At 68.0% G+C, this 15,097-nt stretch carries 11 protein-coding genes; 6 read left to right on the forward strand and 5 right to left on the reverse strand.

The genetic code is table 11. The annotated features are described in order from the left end of the window. Positions 1 to 114 precede the first annotated feature (114 nt). Positions 115 to 1,743, forward strand: a complete 1,629-nt coding sequence (gene pyrG / locus KHC23_RS11260; RefSeq protein ID WP_213372483.1) for a CTP synthase — start codon at positions 115 to 117, stop codon at positions 1,741 to 1,743. A gap of 297 nt (positions 1,744 to 2,040) precedes the next feature. Beyond that, positions 2,041 to 2,910 carry a VOC family protein gene (locus tag KHC23_RS11265; protein WP_246544508.1) on the forward strand — a complete coding sequence of 290 codons (870 nt, stop codon included), beginning with the start codon at positions 2,041 to 2,043 and terminating at the stop codon, positions 2,908 to 2,910. A 122-nt stretch (positions 2,911 to 3,032) separates the two neighbouring features. On the opposite strand, the gene KHC23_RS11270 is transcribed toward KHC23_RS11265, so the two are convergent. After that, positions 3,033 to 5,558, reverse strand: a complete 2,526-nt coding sequence (locus KHC23_RS11270; protein WP_213372487.1) for a glycosyltransferase — start codon at positions 5,556 to 5,558, stop codon at positions 3,033 to 3,035. A gap of 335 nt (positions 5,559 to 5,893) precedes the next feature. Continuing rightward, positions 5,894 to 6,373: a hypothetical protein gene (locus KHC23_RS11275; protein WP_213372489.1), complete on the reverse strand. Its 480-nt coding sequence runs from the start codon at positions 6,371 to 6,373 to the stop codon at positions 5,894 to 5,896. A gap of 210 nt (positions 6,374 to 6,583) precedes the next feature. On the opposite strand from KHC23_RS11275, the gene KHC23_RS11280 reads away from it, so the two are divergent. Beyond that, entirely contained in the window at positions 6,584 to 8,209 is a 1,626-nt protein-coding gene (locus KHC23_RS11280; RefSeq protein ID WP_213372491.1) for a glycoside hydrolase family 17 protein, read from the forward strand. On the opposite strand, the gene KHC23_RS11285 is transcribed toward KHC23_RS11280, so the two are convergent. Next, on the reverse strand, positions 8,169 to 8,549 hold the full coding sequence (locus KHC23_RS11285; protein ID WP_213372493.1) for a hypothetical protein: 381 nt from the start codon (positions 8,547 to 8,549) through the stop codon (positions 8,169 to 8,171). The two genes, KHC23_RS11280 and KHC23_RS11285, sit on opposite strands and share 41 nt — an antisense overlap. Before the next feature lie 66 nt (positions 8,550 to 8,615). After that, positions 8,616 to 9,572 carry a DMT family transporter gene (locus KHC23_RS11290; RefSeq protein WP_213372495.1) on the reverse strand — a complete coding sequence of 319 codons (957 nt, stop codon included), beginning with the start codon at positions 9,570 to 9,572 and terminating at the stop codon, positions 8,616 to 8,618. 136 nt (positions 9,573 to 9,708) lie between these two features. On the opposite strand from KHC23_RS11290, the gene glmU reads away from it, so the two are divergent. Together glmU and glmS are read left to right on the forward strand one after the other, a co-directional pair. Further along, complete coding sequence (gene glmU / locus KHC23_RS11295) at positions 9,709 to 11,058, forward strand: bifunctional UDP-N-acetylglucosamine diphosphorylase/glucosamine-1-phosphate N-acetyltransferase GlmU (protein WP_213372497.1); 1,350 nt, start codon at positions 9,709 to 9,711, stop codon at positions 11,056 to 11,058. A gap of 114 nt (positions 11,059 to 11,172) precedes the next feature. Next, on the forward strand, positions 11,173 to 12,996 hold the full coding sequence (gene glmS / locus KHC23_RS11300) for a glutamine--fructose-6-phosphate transaminase (isomerizing) (RefSeq protein WP_213372499.1): 1,824 nt from the start codon (positions 11,173 to 11,175) through the stop codon (positions 12,994 to 12,996). A gap of 145 nt (positions 12,997 to 13,141) precedes the next feature. Here the strand turns inward: glmS and queF are convergent, their stop codons facing one another. Next, on the reverse strand, positions 13,142 to 13,603 hold the full coding sequence (gene queF / locus KHC23_RS11305) for a preQ(1) synthase (RefSeq protein WP_213372501.1): 462 nt from the start codon (positions 13,601 to 13,603) through the stop codon (positions 13,142 to 13,144). A 119-nt stretch (positions 13,604 to 13,722) separates the two neighbouring features. Here queF and eno point away from each other — a divergent pair, with 119 nt between their 5' ends. After that, positions 13,723 to 15,006, forward strand: a complete 1,284-nt coding sequence (gene eno, locus KHC23_RS11310; protein ID WP_213372503.1) for a phosphopyruvate hydratase — start codon at positions 13,723 to 13,725, stop codon at positions 15,004 to 15,006. Positions 15,007 to 15,097: the final 91 nt, after the last annotated feature.

The following is a 15,097-nucleotide window of genomic DNA, read 5'->3' on the forward strand; positions in this document are numbered from 1 at the left end:
TCGGCGCCGCGCCGGTCCTTTCCGGCGCGGCGTGCCGTTTCCCCACAGGCGAGTGCCCGTTCGGCAAGACGGGCTCTCGTCGAATCGCGTTTTTGCCGATAGAAACCGAATTCCATGGCGCGCTATATTTTCATCACCGGCGGCGTCGTGTCCTCGCTTGGCAAGGGCCTCGCCTCCGCCGCACTCGGTGCATTGCTGCAGGCCCGTGGGTACAAGACCCGGCTGCGCAAGCTCGACCCCTATCTGAACGTCGATCCGGGCACGATGAGCCCGTATCAGCATGGCGAGGTCTTCGTCACCGATGACGGCGCCGAGACCGATCTCGACCTCGGCCATTATGAGCGCTTCACCGGGCGTCCGGCGACCAAGCAGGACAACATCACCACCGGCCGCATCTACCAGGACATCCTCACCAAGGAACGGCGCGGCGACTATCTCGGCGCCACCATCCAGGTGATTCCGCACGTCACCAACGCCATCAAGGATTTCGTGCTCTCCGGCAATGAGGGCTACGATTTCGTGCTGGTGGAGATCGGCGGCACGGTCGGCGACATCGAGGCGATGCCGTTCCTGGAGGCGATCCGCCAGATCGGCAACGAGCTGCCGCGCAAGCACTGCATCTACATCCACCTCACGCTGCTGCCGTTCATTCCCTCGGCCGGCGAACTCAAGACCAAGCCGACCCAGCATTCGGTGAAGGAACTGCGCTCCATCGGCATCGCGCCGGACATACTGCTCTGCCGCACCGACCGCGAGATTCCGCGCGAGGAACGCCGCAAGCTCGGCCTGTTCTGCAATGTGCGCGAGAGCGCGGTGATCGAGGCGCGCGACGCCGACAGCATCTATGCCGTGCCCTCTGCCTATCACGAGGCCGGGCTCGACACCGAGGTGCTGGCCGCCTTCGGCATCGAGCCGGCGCCCGAGCCCGACCTGACGCGCTGGAAGCGGGTCGAGGCGGGTGTCCGCAACCCGGAAGGCTCGGTGACCATCGCCATCGTCGGCAAGTACACCGGGATGAAGGACGCCTACAAGTCGCTCATCGAGGCGCTGACCCATGGCGGGCTCGCCAACAATATGCGGGTCAATCTCGACTGGATCGAGAGCGAGATCTTCGAGCGCGAGGACCCCTCGCCCTTCCTCGAACATGTGCACGGCATCCTGGTGCCGGGCGGTTTCGGCCAGCGCGGCGCCGAGGGCAAGATCCGCGCGGCGCAGTTCGCCCGCGAGCGGCGCGTGCCCTATCTCGGCATCTGTTTCGGCATGCAGATGGCGGTGATCGAGGCGACGCGGAACCTCGCCGGTGTCGACAACGCCAATTCCACCGAATTCGGCCCGACCGACGAGCCGGTGGTCGGCCTGCTCACCGAATGGCTGCGCGGCAACGAGCTGGAGCGGCGCGGCATCAGCGGCGATCTCGGCGGCACGATGCGGCTCGGCGCCTATCCGGCCGCGCTGGCCGAGGGCAGCCGGGTGGCGGAGATCTATGCCAGCACCACGATTTCCGAGCGCCACCGCCACCGCTACGAGGTCAACATGGCCTATCGCGAGCGGCTGGAGGCCTGCGGCATGAAGTTCTCCGGCCTGTCGCCGGACGGGCTTCTGCCCGAGATCATCGAATATCCCGATCATCCCTGGTTTGTCGGCGTGCAGTTCCATCCCGAGCTGAAATCGCGCCCGTTCGAGCCGCACCCGCTTTTCGCCTCCTTCATCGGCGCGGCGGCGGTGCAGAGCCGGCTGTTCTGAAGCCGGCCCGCCGGCCGCGGGCGTGGCGGTCTCGGATAAGGCAGTCTGGACAGGGCGTTAGGGTCCATTCCGCACAGATCGATTCATCTGTGTCGACTCCGGTTTATGCCGGGCCGCCTGCTCCCTCGGGCCGGCGTCTGCGGCCCTGCGGGCTCGGGAACGGCCCGCGCGGCGGGCCGTTCGTCCTTTGCGGGCAGTGAGTGCTGGATTCACCTGCTGCCGCCGTGCTCTCATGCGCGCCGTGGGGAATCCGGTCCGGGCGCCGAGCGTGCCGGCCAAGCAGGGGAGAAGGTGCCATTGGAGCGCGGTCTTGATCACGTCGTCCATGTCGTCCGCGACCTCGAAGCGGCGGGCGAACTCTACGACATGCTCGGCTTCACCGTCGGCAGCCGCAACCGGCATCCGTGGGGAACCGACAACCGGATCGTGCAGACGCCCGGATTCTTTGTCGAACTGCTCGAAATAGCCGATCCGGGAAAGATTCCCCCGCAGGAGGAGACGCACTTTTCCTTCGGGGCCTTCAACCGCGATTTCCTCGCCGATGTCGGCCCGGGCCTGTCGATGCTGGTGCTGGAGGGGCGCGACGCCGCCATCGACAAGCTGGAATTTGACAAGGCGGGAATTGGCGGGCTCGACCTGTTCGAGTTCGAGCGCGAGGGCAAGCGGCTCGACGGCGTGGATGTCAAAGTGGCGTTCACGCTGGCTTTCGCCCGCGATCCGGCCTCGCCGCATGCCGGCTTCTTCACCTGCCTCCAGCATTTTCCGGAGAATTTCTGGTCGCCGGACCTGCAGCGCCACATGAATGGCATGGAGGGCGTGGTCGGCGTGGTGTTCACCGCTGCCGATCCGGGCGCGCATGTCGCCTTCCTGAGCGCGTTCGCCGGCATGGATTCCCGGCGTGCCGTCGATGGCTGGCACATTCTGAAAACCCCGCGCGGCGACATCGACGTGATGAGCGAGACGCTGTTCACCGAGCGCTTCGGCGTGCCGGCGCCGGGCGGGCCGGGGCTGCGCCTCGCCGCCGTGCGCTTCGCCGTGGGCGACATGGACCGGCTGCGCCGGCGGGTGTCCGCCTCGCGCATGTCGGCGGAGGACATCGAGGGCGTGGTCGTGGTCGGCCCGTCCGCGGCGCTGGGGGCGACGCTGGTGTTCGAAGCGGCGGGCTAGCAGGACCTGCCGGCATAGGAAACACACGCCGGTGTAAGAAGCAAAGGCCCCGGAATCACTTCCGGGGCCTTTTTCATGTCGCTGATGATGGTGCGCGGCGCGGCGCGAAGCCGGTATGGGCGTCAGCCGCCGATCTTCTCGGGCACCGCCGCTTCCGGCGGCACGGCGCGGCCGGGCAGCAGCGCCAGCGCGCGGGCGCGCAGGGTGCTCCAGGTGGCGAAGGCGTTCAGCGTCGAGCCCTCCAGCCAGCCAATGCCGGCGGCGGCCAGGAAGGGCAGGCTCTGGACCGCCAGGGCGAGGGCGAACAGGTCGACCTCCACCACCGCGTGCCAGTTGGTCATGCGCAGCGTCACCGCCGCGAGCATCAGGCCGGCACCGATCACCGCTTCCGGCAGCGCCGGGAAGGCGCGGGCGGCGTCCGCCAGCCAGGAGCCCTTGGCGGTACGGGCGAAGGCGAGGTCCTTGTAGCGGAAGCTGTCATAGACCGCTTTGGCGACGGTGAACTGCACCGCCATCGCCGCGAAGGCGGCGCCGAGCATGCGCACAGGCGTGGTCGCCACGCGCAGCCGGTAGAGCGCGATGAAGTGCAGCAGGTAGATGCCGAAGCAGAACAGGATCGGGATGGTGAGGATGCGCTGCGGCACCGCAATGCCTAGGCCGAGCACCACCGGCACCCAGAGCAGCGACAGGATGGCGACCAGCGCGCCGACGCTCTCCGAGCCGAGCCAGCTGACCCAGCCGATGCTGAACTCGCGGCGCTGCGCCGGGGTGAGGCGGGTGCCGGCGTTCGGCAGCATGCGGCGCCAGTGCTTGCGGATGATCTGCATGCCGCCATAGGCCCAACGGTGGCGCTGCTTCTTGAACGAGGCGAAATCGTCCGGCAGCAGGCCCCAGCCATAGCGGGCGCTGCTGTAATGGCTCTTCCAGCCACGCTCGACGATCGACAGGCCGAGGTCGGTGTCCTCGCAGATGGTGTCGCTCGACCAGTCGCCGGCTTCGACCATGGCGGCGCGGCGCATCAGGCACATGGTGCCGTGCACGACGATGGCGTCGTGCTCGTTGCGCTGGACCATGCCGATGTCGAAGAAGCCGGCATATTCGGTGTTCATCGCCTCGTGCAGCAGGCTGCGACTGGCGTCGCGGTGGTCCTGCGGTGCCTGCACGATGCCGACGGTGGGGTCCTCGAAGGTGGGGACGAGGTCGATCAGCCAGTTGGGGTCGACGACATAGTCGGCGTCGATGATGCCGATGATCTCGGCATCGGGCGCGGTCTCCAGCATGGCGGCGCGCAGGGCGCCGGCCTTGAAGCCCGCCACCTTCGGCAGGTTGAGGAATTTGAAGCGGTCGCCGAGTTCGCGGCAATGCGCCTCGATCGGCTCCCAGAACGCCGGGTCCGGCGTGTTGTTGATAATGACCAGGCACTCGAAATTCGGCCAGTTCAGCCGCGCGACGCTGTCGAGCGTCTGCTTCAGCATCTCCGGCGGCTCCTTGTAGGCCGGGATGTGGATCGAGACCTTGGGGGTGCGCGAGGGCACCGTCACGCCGATCTTGCGCAGCAGGCGGCGCGGGGCGCGGCCGAAGGCGATGGTGGCGAGTTCCTCCACCCGGTAGAGCATGACGACGACGAGAGGCACTAGCAGCACGAGGCTGACCACCATCGTCACCATGTTGCCGCCGATGACGTAATGGGTCAGCCAGTGATCGGCGACGGTGGCGATCCAGGCGCCGACCAGATTGGCCGCGCCGACCATGATCACCGCCTGCGCCATGGTCAGCCGGCCGAAGCGGAACACCGGGATCGAGAAGGCGATGCCCAGCAGCAGGGCGATGGCGGCGGTGGCGGTGTAGGTCGACGGCGTGATCGGCCCGGACAGCGGGAATTTCAGCGCCCGGTCGGCGTCGAGAATGCCCCAGTACTGGCCGACGCTGCCCTCGAAGCTCTTCCACGGGGCGTCGAACGCTTCGATCAAATTGTATTCGATGCCGAGCGCATCGGCGCGCGCGGCGAAAGTGCGGATGATCTGTGCCTGCTCGATCTCGCCGGGCACCGCGTTGTCGCGGTTGTAGCCCTGGCTCGGCCAGCCGAACTCGGCGATGACGATGCGCTTGCCGGGATAGGTGGCGCGCAGCCGGTCATAGATGGCGATGGTGTGGTCGACCACCTGCTCGGGCGTCACGCCTTCCCAATAGGGCAGCATGTGGGCGGCGATGTAGTCGACGGCGGAGACCAGCTCGGGGTGATCGAGCCAGACGTCCCACGTTTCGCCCGTGGTCACAGGCACGTTGGTCTCGCGCTTCACCCGGCGGATGGTGTCGATGAGTTGCTGGGGCGTGCGCTCGGCGCGCAGGATCGACTCGTTGCCGACCACGATGCCGACGACGTTGGAATTCTTCTTCGCGACGTCGATCGCGTTGGTGATCTCGCGCTCGTTGCGCGCCTCGTCCTCGTCCAGCCAGGCGCCGACGGTCGTCTTCAGCCCCTTCTCGCCGGCGATTTTGGCGACGAGGTCGAGATTGCCGGTCGAGGCGTAGGTGCGCACCGCGCGGGTGTAGGGCGCCACCGCCTCGACGTCGGCGCGGATCTGCTGCTCGGTGGTGGGCTCGCCCTTGTCGGGGTTGGCATCGCGGCCGTAGGGAGCGAACGACATGCTCTGGAAACGGTCGGGAACGGCGGGGGCGGACGCCTCCTCACGCAGTGCCAACCAGACAAAGGCATGGACACACGTCACAACCGCAACGGCAGCGGCAGCGACACGAACAGCGGGGCGCATGAGACAAAACCCACGAAAAAGGGAGGCTGACGGGCGGACTATAATACAGTTTTAACGCACGTGCAGCACGCTCGTCGCCGCAACGCGCAACATGCGCGCCGCGTCTTTCGAAAATGCCGCTTCGCTGCTGCAAATGCGTGAGGCGGACAATTGTTCCGCACTATGGCGAGCCCATGTCGCGTCGATGACGCGGCGGGGGCCATGGCGGGGATTCATTGCGCGGGAGCAGGAGCCGGGGCGGCCGTGGGGGAGGGAGCGGGTGCGTCGGGGTTGACCCAGCAGGCATGGACCCGCTCGGACAGGCGTTCCTGCGCCTTGCTGTCGATGTTGCCCTGGCGGACCAGGCAGCGGAACGCGATCTTCAGGTGCTCGGTGGGGCAGCCGAAGCGCTCGTAGAGTTCGAGATGGCGGCGCGCGGTGTCGATGTCGTCGCGCCAGAGCAGCATGGCGATGCGCCGGCCGCTCCACACGCATTCCGGCAGGCCGGCATTGCCCGGCAGCTTGGCCGCCTCGGCATATTCCTCGACCGAACGGCGCTGCGCCTCCTCCTTCGCCTGTTCCTCCGGCGACTTCTGTTCGGCGGATCTCTGCTCCTGCGAGACGCTCTGCGCCGCAGCGCCGCCGGCAGCCGCGGACATCAGGATCAGGCCGCCGAACAGGGCAGCAGCGAGGGGACGTACGGAGCACAACATGGGGGAAACGTCACACGCAAAAGAGGAAACACCGGACCAGGCAGGACACTAGGAGAACATATCGAATTTGTCAGCATGACGGCACGTGTCCCGATGTTGCCGCGGCGCAAAATTCCGCCGCTTTGCACACGCCACTTGCCGCCACATCAAAGCCCGGCTACCCGGCAGGGGTGAACGAGCCGAACGAGCCTTATCGTGGAGAGCCCCCGCATGCGACTGCCCCTTGCCCTTGTTGTCCTCGTCTCGATGGCGGTCGTCGCCGTCTGGGCGTGGCTCGGGCAGCCGGTGCCGGCACCCGTGTCGCCGCTGGCGGCCGGGGAGAAGCTGCCCTGCGTTTCCTACGCGCCGTTCCGTCCCGGGCAGAGCCCGTTCAGCGAGGATGTGGCGTTCTCGCCCGCCCAGATCGACGACGACCTCGCGCGGCTGTCGAAGATCACCAGATGCGTGCGAACCTATTCCTCGATCCAGGCCGGTCTGTCGGCGGTGCCGGAACTTGCCCGCAAGCATGGACTCACCGTGCTCCAGGGAATCTGGATCGCCGCCGATCCGGTGCGCAACCGGCGGGAAATCGAGGGCGGCATCAAGGCGGCGCAGGAGAACCCGGACGTCGTCAAGGCGGTGATTGTCGGCAATGAGGTGCTGCTGCGCGGCGAGCAGTCGGCCAACGACATTGCCGGTTTCCTCAAGGAGGTGAAGGCGAAGATACCGGCGGGCGTCGACGTCACCTATGCCGATGTGTGGGAGTTCTGGGAGCGCAACCGGGGGCTGGCCGACTCGGTCGATTTCGTCACCGTGCACATTCTCCCCTTCTGGGAGGACATGCCGGTCGCCGCCGAGGATTCGGTCGCTCATCTCGGCGAGATCCGCGAGCATGTGGGCGAGATATTCCCCGGCAAGGACATTCTCATCGGCGAGACCGGCTGGCCGAGCGAGGGGCGCATGCGCGAGGGGGCGCTGCCCTCTCCCTCCAACCAAGCGAACGTCATCCAGGAACTGCTCGCCCTCTCCAAGGCGAAGAACTACCGGCTCAACGTCATCGAGGCGTTCGACCAGCCGTGGAAGCGGGTGCTGGAGGGCACGGTCGGCGGGCACTGGGGCTTCCTCGACGCCTATACACGCGAGTTCAAGTTCACCTGGGGCGAGCCGGTGTCGGATCACCCGTACTGGAAGCTGCAGGCGCTGATCGGCGTCACCTTCGCCGCCAGCGTGTTCGCGGTGGCAGGTTATTCCGGCCGGCGCGCCGGCGGGCGGCCGCTCGGCATGCGGGAATGGTCGGCGGTGGCCGGCATCGCCTTCTTCGCCGGGCTGATGATCGGCCGGCTGCTGGCCACCGTGCCGGCGGAGAGCCTGGGCGTCGGCGGGTGGATTCGCGGCGGCGCGCTGGTGGGGCTGGCGCTTCTGGTGCCGCTTTCCTGCGCCGCCGCCATCGGCCGGCGCGCCCGGCTGGTCACGCTGACGCTGGCGCTGAACAGCGAGGCGACGCCGGGCGCGCCGTTCTTCGACCGCTGCCTCGCCTTGCTGCTGGCGGCATCGCTGGTGCTCGCGGCGCAGATCGGCTTCGGGCTGGTGTTCGATCCGCGCTACAAGGATTTCCAGTTCGCCGGGCTGACCCCGATCGTCGCCGCCTTCGCCTTCTACGCGGCGGTGGCCGGCCCGGGGCGCTTTTCCGAAGGCCGCCACGCGGAAAAGATGGCCGCCGTGCTGTTCCTCGGCGCCGGAACCTATGTCGCGCTCAACGAGACGCTGGCCAACTGGCAGGCGCTGTGGACCGGCAGCCTGTTCGTGGTGCTGGCCTTTACCCTCTGGCGCCTCGCCACGGCCGGGCGAAGGAGATGAGCAGCAGCCCGCCGGCGAGGCCGGCGAGGCCGTTGTTGTAGATCACCAGCCCGACGCAGGCGGCCATCAGCGCGAAGGTGAACATCACCAGCGAGGGGCGGATGAACTGGATCACCGCCGCGACCAGGGCGGCGATGCCGAACACCGAGTGGCTGAACAGCGTTATCACCAGCGCCCGCGTCTCGCAGGTCAGGGTCTCCATGCCGCGGCAGGCAAGGCCGACGGCGGACTGCTCGACCAGCGCGTAGCGCATGTAGACCGCCCAGCCGAGGGCGAAGGCGCCGAGCGCGATGACGACATTGCTGGCGCGGGCGCCGGGCAGGAAGCTGCGGTGGCTCACGGTGAGGGTCCCCTCCGGCGGTCTTTCTACGGTGCCTGGCTCAGATCGCATGTCGCGGCCGGCCGATCAATGCGCCGGCGCGCGGCGCGCCAGCCCCGGGCGACGGGTGGCCAGCACCACGCCGCCGAGGATCAGCACGAAACCAACCCCATGATAGAGGTGGAGTTCCTCGCCGAGCAGCCCCACCGCCAGCAGCACGCCATAGGCCGGCATGAGATAGAGGAAGGTGGCGGTGACCGGCGCTCCCGCCACCCGGATGCAAAACTGGAACAGGCCGAAGGCAAGCACGGAAGGGAACAGCGCCAGGAAGACGATGGCGCCCCAGGCCTCCATCGTCGCTGGCTGGGGCGCGCCGCCCGCCGATTCCCACAGCGCCAGCGGGGCCAGCAGCAGCACGCCGGCCAGGGCGTTGGCGGCGAAGGCGGTCTGGCCGCCGAGCCGGCTCACCGGCCCCTGCCGCAGCATCAGCGAATAAGTCGCCCAGCCGATCGCCGCGACCAGAATGCCGAGATCGCCGCCGTTGAACTCAAGCGCCAGAAGCCGGCCGGGTTCGCCATGCACGGCGATGAGCACGATGCCGGCGAAGCCCGCCAGCGTGCCAGCGAGCTGGATCGCTGGCAGCCTGCGGCGCTTCAGCAGTGCGTCGAGCACCACTACCATGATGGTGGAAGTGGTGTAGATCAGCGTCGCATTGGTGGCGCTGGTATGTCTCAGGGCGACATAGACATTGCCGCCGCACAGCACCATGCCGAGAAAGCCGAGCAGCAGGATCCGCCACCATTCCCGGCGCAGCAGGTGGCGGTGGCGCAGCAGGCCGCCGGCGGCGAACGGCAGCAGCACCGCCGCCGCAATCGCCCAGCGCCAGAAGGCGAGCGACCAGGGCGGCACCACCTCCGCCACCGCCCGGCCGACGATGAGGTTGGACGAGAAGAACAGCGGCGTCGCCAGCAGCGCCAGCAGCGCCCACGGAGCGTGCGCGAAGGAGGGCAGGGAATCGGGGCGGCCGTCGGCGGGGTCGTTCATGGCGCGTGGTGATACACGCTTCCCGGGACGGCGTCGCCGGCGAAGGCTATCCCTTTTCCGCCTGCCCGTGGCAGGCTAGATAGCGCCACACCGGGGGCCCGTTCCGCCTCACGCCGCAGCTTTTCGGAGTCCGCCGATGCGCCAGCTTCTCGTCATCGTTCTCGCCGCCGGCGAGGGCACGCGCATGCGTTCGGCGCGGCCCAAGGTGCTGCACGCGGTGGCCGGCCGGCCGATGGTGGCGCATGTGCTCGACGCGGCGCTGGAAGCGGGCGCGGCGCATGTCGCGGTGGTGATCGGGCCGGATCATGATGCGGTTGCCGCCGAGGTGCGCCGGGTGGCGCCGCAGGCCGAAGTGTTCGTGCAGGCCGAGCGGCGCGGTACCGCCCATGCGGTGCTGGCGGCGCGGGCGGCGCTGGAGCGCGGCTTTGACGATGTCGTGGTGATGTATGGCGACACGCCGCTGGTGCAGCCGGAGACCATCGCCGCGCTGCGCGCCCCGCTTACCGAAGGCGCAGCGGTGGCCGTGCTCGGCTTCCGTCCCCCCGATCCCACCGGCTATGGACGGCTCGTCACCGAGGGCGGCGAACTCGTCGCCATTCGCGAGGAAAAGGAGGCGAGCGCCGAGGAACGGGCCATCGGCCTGTGCAATGCCGGGCTGATGGCGCTGGACGGGCGGGCGGCGCTCGACCTGCTCGGCCGCGTCGACGACGCCAATGCCAAGCAGGAATTTTATCTCACCGACGTGGTGGCGATCGCCCGCGCGCTCGGCGGGCGGGCGGGCGTGTGCGAGGTGGCGGCCGAGGACGTGGCCGGGGTCAACAGCCGTGCCCAGCTCGCCGAGGCGGAGGCGATCTTCCAGCGACGGCTGCGGGCGCGGGTGCTGGAGGCCGGGGTGACGCTGGTGGCGCCGGAAACCGTGTTCCTCTCGGCCGACACCAGCTTCGGTCGCGATGTCATTGTGGAACCGAATGTCTGCTTCGGTCCGGGCGTGCGCGTCGAAGACGGGGCGACCATCCGCGCCTTCAGCCATGTCGAGGGCGCCCATGTCGGGCCTGGCGCCATCGTCGGCCCGTTCGCTCGCCTGCGCCCCGGTGCCGAACTGGGGCAGGGGGTGCATGTCGGCAACTTCGTGGAGATCAAGGCGTCCGATCTGGCGCCGGGGGCGAAGGTGAATCACCTCTCCTATGTCGGCGACAGCAGCGTGGGGGCGAACACCAATATTGGCGCCGGCACCATCACCTGCAATTATGACGGCTTCCGCAAGCACCGCACCGTCATCGGCGCCAATGCCTTCGTCGGCACCAACAGCCTGCTGGTGGCCCCGGTGAGCGTGGGCGACGGCGCCTATATCGGCACCGGCTCGGTCATCACCGACGACGTGCCGGCGGATGCGCTGGCGATCGGTCGCGCCCGGCAGGTCAACAAGCCGGGGCTGGCGGCGCGGCTGCGGGCAAGGCTGTCGGCCGGGCTTGCGCCGAAGAAATGATGCGACCGGCGCGATACGAAGCGACATCCGAATTGATTTCGACGGTTCGGTGACGGGCGGTTAAACCCGCAATTGTAGCCTCGCGGATCGTCGCTTCACGAAAGGGCCCGGCTCATGTGTGGAATCATCGGCATCGTCGGCACCGAACCGGTCGCCGAACGGCTGGTCGAGTCGCTCAAGCGGCTGGAATATCGCGGCTACGATTCCGCCGGCATCGCCGCGCTGGAGGGCGGCCACATCGCCCGCCGCCGTGCCGAGGGCAAACTGCGCAATCTCGATGCGGTGCTGCGCGAGGCGCCGATGCAGGGGCGCATCGGCATCGGCCATACACGCTGGGCCACACATGGTCGCCCGAGCGTCGCCAATGCCCACCCGCACGCGACCACCGAGGTCGCGGTGGTGCACAACGGCATCATCGAGAACTTCCGTCAGCTGCGCGACGAACTGCGGGAAGAGGGGGCCAATTTCGAGAGCGAGACCGACACCGAGGTGGTCGCCCATCTGGTGACCCGCGAAATGCGCGGCGGGCTCAGCCCGGTCGACGCGGTGGCGGCGGCGCTGCCGCGGCTGCAGGGTGCCTTCGCGCTCGCCTTCCTGTTCGACGGCGACGACAATCTGCTGATCGGCGCCCGCAAGGGCAGCCCGCTCGCCATCGGCTACGGCCAGGGCGAGATGTATCTCGGCTCCGACGCCATCGCACTGGCGCCGTTCACCGACACCATCGCCTATCTCGACGATGGCGACTGGGCGGTGCTGCGCCGGCAGGGCATCGAGATCCGCGATTCTTCCAACCGCCGCGTCGAGCGGGCGGTGCAGAAGACCACGGCCACCGCCTTCCTGGTCGAGAAGGGCAATTTCCGCCACTTCATGGCCAAGGAGATGCACGAGCAGCCCGAAGTGGTCGCGCACACGCTGGCGCATTATCTCGACATGGCCAACGACACCGTGCAGCTACCGGAGCTGCCCTTCGACTTCGCCTCGTTGCAGCGGGTGTCGATTGCCGCCTGTGGCACCGCCTTTTACGCCGGGATGATCGCCAAATACTGGTTCGAGCGCTATGCGCGGCTGCCGGTGGAAATCGACGTCGCCTCCGAGTTCCGCTACCGCGAGGCGCCGCTGCCGGCGGACGGCCTCGCCATCGTCATCTCGCAATCGGGCGAGACCGCCGACACGCTGGCCTCGCTGCGCTATGCGCGGCAGGAGAAGCAGCATTCGCTGGCGGTGGTGAACGTGCCGACCTCGACCATCGCCCGCGAAGCCGAAGCGGTGCTGCCGACGCTGGCGGGGCCGGAGATCGGCGTCGCCTCGACCAAGGCCTTCACCTGCCAGCTGGCAACGCTGGCCGCCCTCGCCGTGGCGGCGGGACGCGCGCGGGGCGCGATCTCGGCGGAAGAGGAACGCGAACTGGTCCACGCGCTGGTCGAGGTGCCGCGCCTGATGAACCAGGCGCTCGATCTCGGCCCCGACATCGAGCATCTCGCCCGTTCCTTCGCCAAGACCAAGGACGTGCTCTATCTCGGCCGCGGCACCTCCTACCCGCTGGCGCTGGAGGGAGCGCTGAAGCTGAAGGAAATCTCCTACATCCACGCCGAGGGCTATGCCGCCGGCGAACTGAAGCACGGGCCGATCGCGCTGATCGACGAGAACATGCCCGTCGTGGTGATCGCCCCGTATGACGGTGTGTTCGAGAAGACCATGTCGAACATGCAGGAAGTGGCGGCGCGCGGCGGCCGCATCATCCTCATCACCGACGAGACCGGCGCCGGGCATGCGGCGCTGGAGACCGAGGCGACGCTGGTGCTGCCGGACATGAACCCGTTCATCACCCCGCTGGTCTACGCCATCCCGGTGCAATTGCTCGCCTATCACACGGCGGTGGTTATGGGCACCGACGTCGACCAGCCCCGCAACCTCGCCAAGTCGGTGACGGTGGAGTAGGGGGCTGAGCGATACGTCATCATCCCGAGGTGCGAGCGTAACGAGCCTCGAAGGATGGTCGTCGGTGGTGCGCCCGGCCGGGCATCCTACGAGGCCCGGCCATTGGTCGGGCACTTCGGTATGACGGCCATCAGGCGGAAGCGCCTCACCCCCGCCCGCGATAGGGCGGCACGCCCTGGTCCGGCAGCCACACGCCCTCCAGCGGGGCGCCGCTCTGCCAGAACACGTCGATCGGGATGCCGCCGCGCGGGTACCAGTAGCCACCGATGCGCAGCCAGCGCGGCGCCAGCAGGTCGCGCAGGCGCAAGCCGATGGCGACCGTGCAATCCTCGTGGAAGGCGCCATGGTTGCGGAAGCTGCCGAGGTAGAGCTTGAGCGACTTCGATTCGACCAGCCAGTCCCCAGGCACATAGTCGATCACCAGATGGGCGAAATCCGGCTGCCCGGTAACCGGACAAAGCGACGTGAATTCCGGCACGGTGAAACGCGCGACATAGTTGGTGCCCGGGTGCGGATTGGGCACCCGGTCCAGCACCGCTTCGTCGGGCGAGGGGGGCAGGGCGGTGGCGTGGCCGAGCTGGGTGGCGCCTTCGGCAATGTCGTTCATGGAGCGGCTCCTGCGGGGAGGGGGCGGGCGGATATGTCGCTGGCACCTCTTTCGCATGTCACACCGCAGGAGTAGAAGCGCCTCGACCATCCTGACCGAGTTGAGCATTGGGGAAACGCATGACCGCCATCGTCGATATCGTTGGGCGCGAAATTCTGGACAGCCGCGGCAATCCCACCGTCGAGGTGGATGTGATTCTGGAAGACGGCTCGCAGGGCCGCGCGGCCGTTCCCTCCGGCGCCTCCACCGGCGCGCATGAGGCCGTCGAGCTGCGCGACGGCGACAAGGGGCGCTATCTCGGCAAGGGCGTGCTGAAGGCGGTCGAGGCGGTGAATGGCGAGATCTTCGACGCCATCGGCGGCATGGACGCCGAGGACCAGCCGGCGCTCGACCAGATCCTGATCGAGCTGGACGGCACGCCGAACAAGGCCCGTCTCGGTGCCAATGCCATTCTCGGCGTCTCGCTGGCGCTCGCCAAGGCGGCCGCCGCCTCGCGGGACCTGCCGCTCTACCGCTATGTCGGCGGCGTCAATGCCCGCACCCTGCCGGTGCCGATGATGAACATCATCAATGGCGGCGCCCATGCCGACAACCCGATCGACTTCCAGGAATTCATGATCCTGCCCGTCGGCGCCTCGACCTTCGCGGAAGGGCTGCGCACCGGCGCGGAGATCTTCCACACGCTGAAGAAAGCGCTCAAGGATGCCGGCCACAACACCAATGTCGGCGACGAGGGCGGCTTCGCCCCCAACCTGCCTTCCGCCGACGCCGCGCTCGAATTCGTGGTGAAGGCGATCGAGACCGCCGGCTACACGCCGGGCGAGGACGTGTTCATCGGCCTCGACTGCGCCGCCACCGAGTTCTTCAAGAACGGCAAATACGACTATGAGGGCGAGGGCGTCGTGCGCGATATCGAGGCGCAGGTGAAGTACCTCGCCGACCTCGTCGCCCGCTACCCGATCTGCACCGTCGAGGACGGCATGGGCGAGGATGACTGGGAGGGCTGGAAGCTGCTCACCGACGCCATCGGCTCGACATGCCAGCTGGTCGGCGACGACCTGTTCGTGACCAACGTCACCCGGCTCGAAGCCGGCATCAAGCAGGGCGTCGGCAACTCGATCCTGGTCAAGGTCAACCAGATCGGCTCGCTCACCGAGACGCTCAACGCGGTCGAGATGGCGCACAAGGCCGGCTACACCGCCGTGATGTCGCACCGCTCCGGCGAGACCGAGGATTCGACCATCGCCGACCTCGCGGTGGCGACCAATTGCGGGCAGATCAAGACCGGCTCGCTGGCCCGCTCCGACCGCACCGCCAAGTACAACCAGCTGCTGCGCATCGAGCAGGAACTCGGCCCGCAGGCGATCTATGCCGGCCGTTCGGCGTTCAAGTCGCTCGGCTGAGCGCACGCCACCCGCAAGAGGTGAGACCGAGGCCTCCGTCCTTCATGGCGGGGGCCTTTTTCGTGAGTCGGCGCGATGCGGGCAACGCCCG

Origin of the sequence: Ancylobacter dichloromethanicus, assembly GCF_018390645.1 — a bacterium.
GTDB lineage: Bacteria > Pseudomonadota > Alphaproteobacteria > Rhizobiales > Xanthobacteraceae > Ancylobacter > Ancylobacter dichloromethanicus.

Bases quoted from the DNA above. Each gene is read 5' to 3' on its own strand.
- queF (WP_213372501.1), bottom strand. From the start codon at position 13,603: ATGAACGACATTGCCGAAGGCGCCACCCAGCTCGGCCACGCCACCGCC.
- eno (WP_213372503.1), top strand. From the start codon at position 13,723: ATGACCGCCATCGTCGATATCGTTGGGCGCGAAATTCTGGACAGCCGC.
- glmU (WP_213372497.1), top strand. From the start codon at position 9,709: ATGCGCCAGCTTCTCGTCATCGTTCTCGCCGCCGGCGAGGGCACGCGC.
- pyrG (WP_213372483.1), top strand. From the start codon at position 115: ATGGCGCGCTATATTTTCATCACCGGCGGCGTCGTGTCCTCGCTTGGC.
- KHC23_RS11280 (WP_213372491.1), top strand. From the start codon at position 6,584: ATGCGACTGCCCCTTGCCCTTGTTGTCCTCGTCTCGATGGCGGTCGTC.
- KHC23_RS11270 (WP_213372487.1), bottom strand. From the start codon at position 5,558: ATGTCGTTCGCTCCCTACGGCCGCGATGCCAACCCCGACAAGGGCGAG.
- glmS (WP_213372499.1), top strand. From the start codon at position 11,173: ATGTGTGGAATCATCGGCATCGTCGGCACCGAACCGGTCGCCGAACGG.
- KHC23_RS11290 (WP_213372495.1), bottom strand. From the start codon at position 9,572: ATGAACGACCCCGCCGACGGCCGCCCCGATTCCCTGCCCTCCTTCGCG.
- KHC23_RS11275 (WP_213372489.1), bottom strand. From the start codon at position 6,373: ATGTTGTGCTCCGTACGTCCCCTCGCTGCTGCCCTGTTCGGCGGCCTG.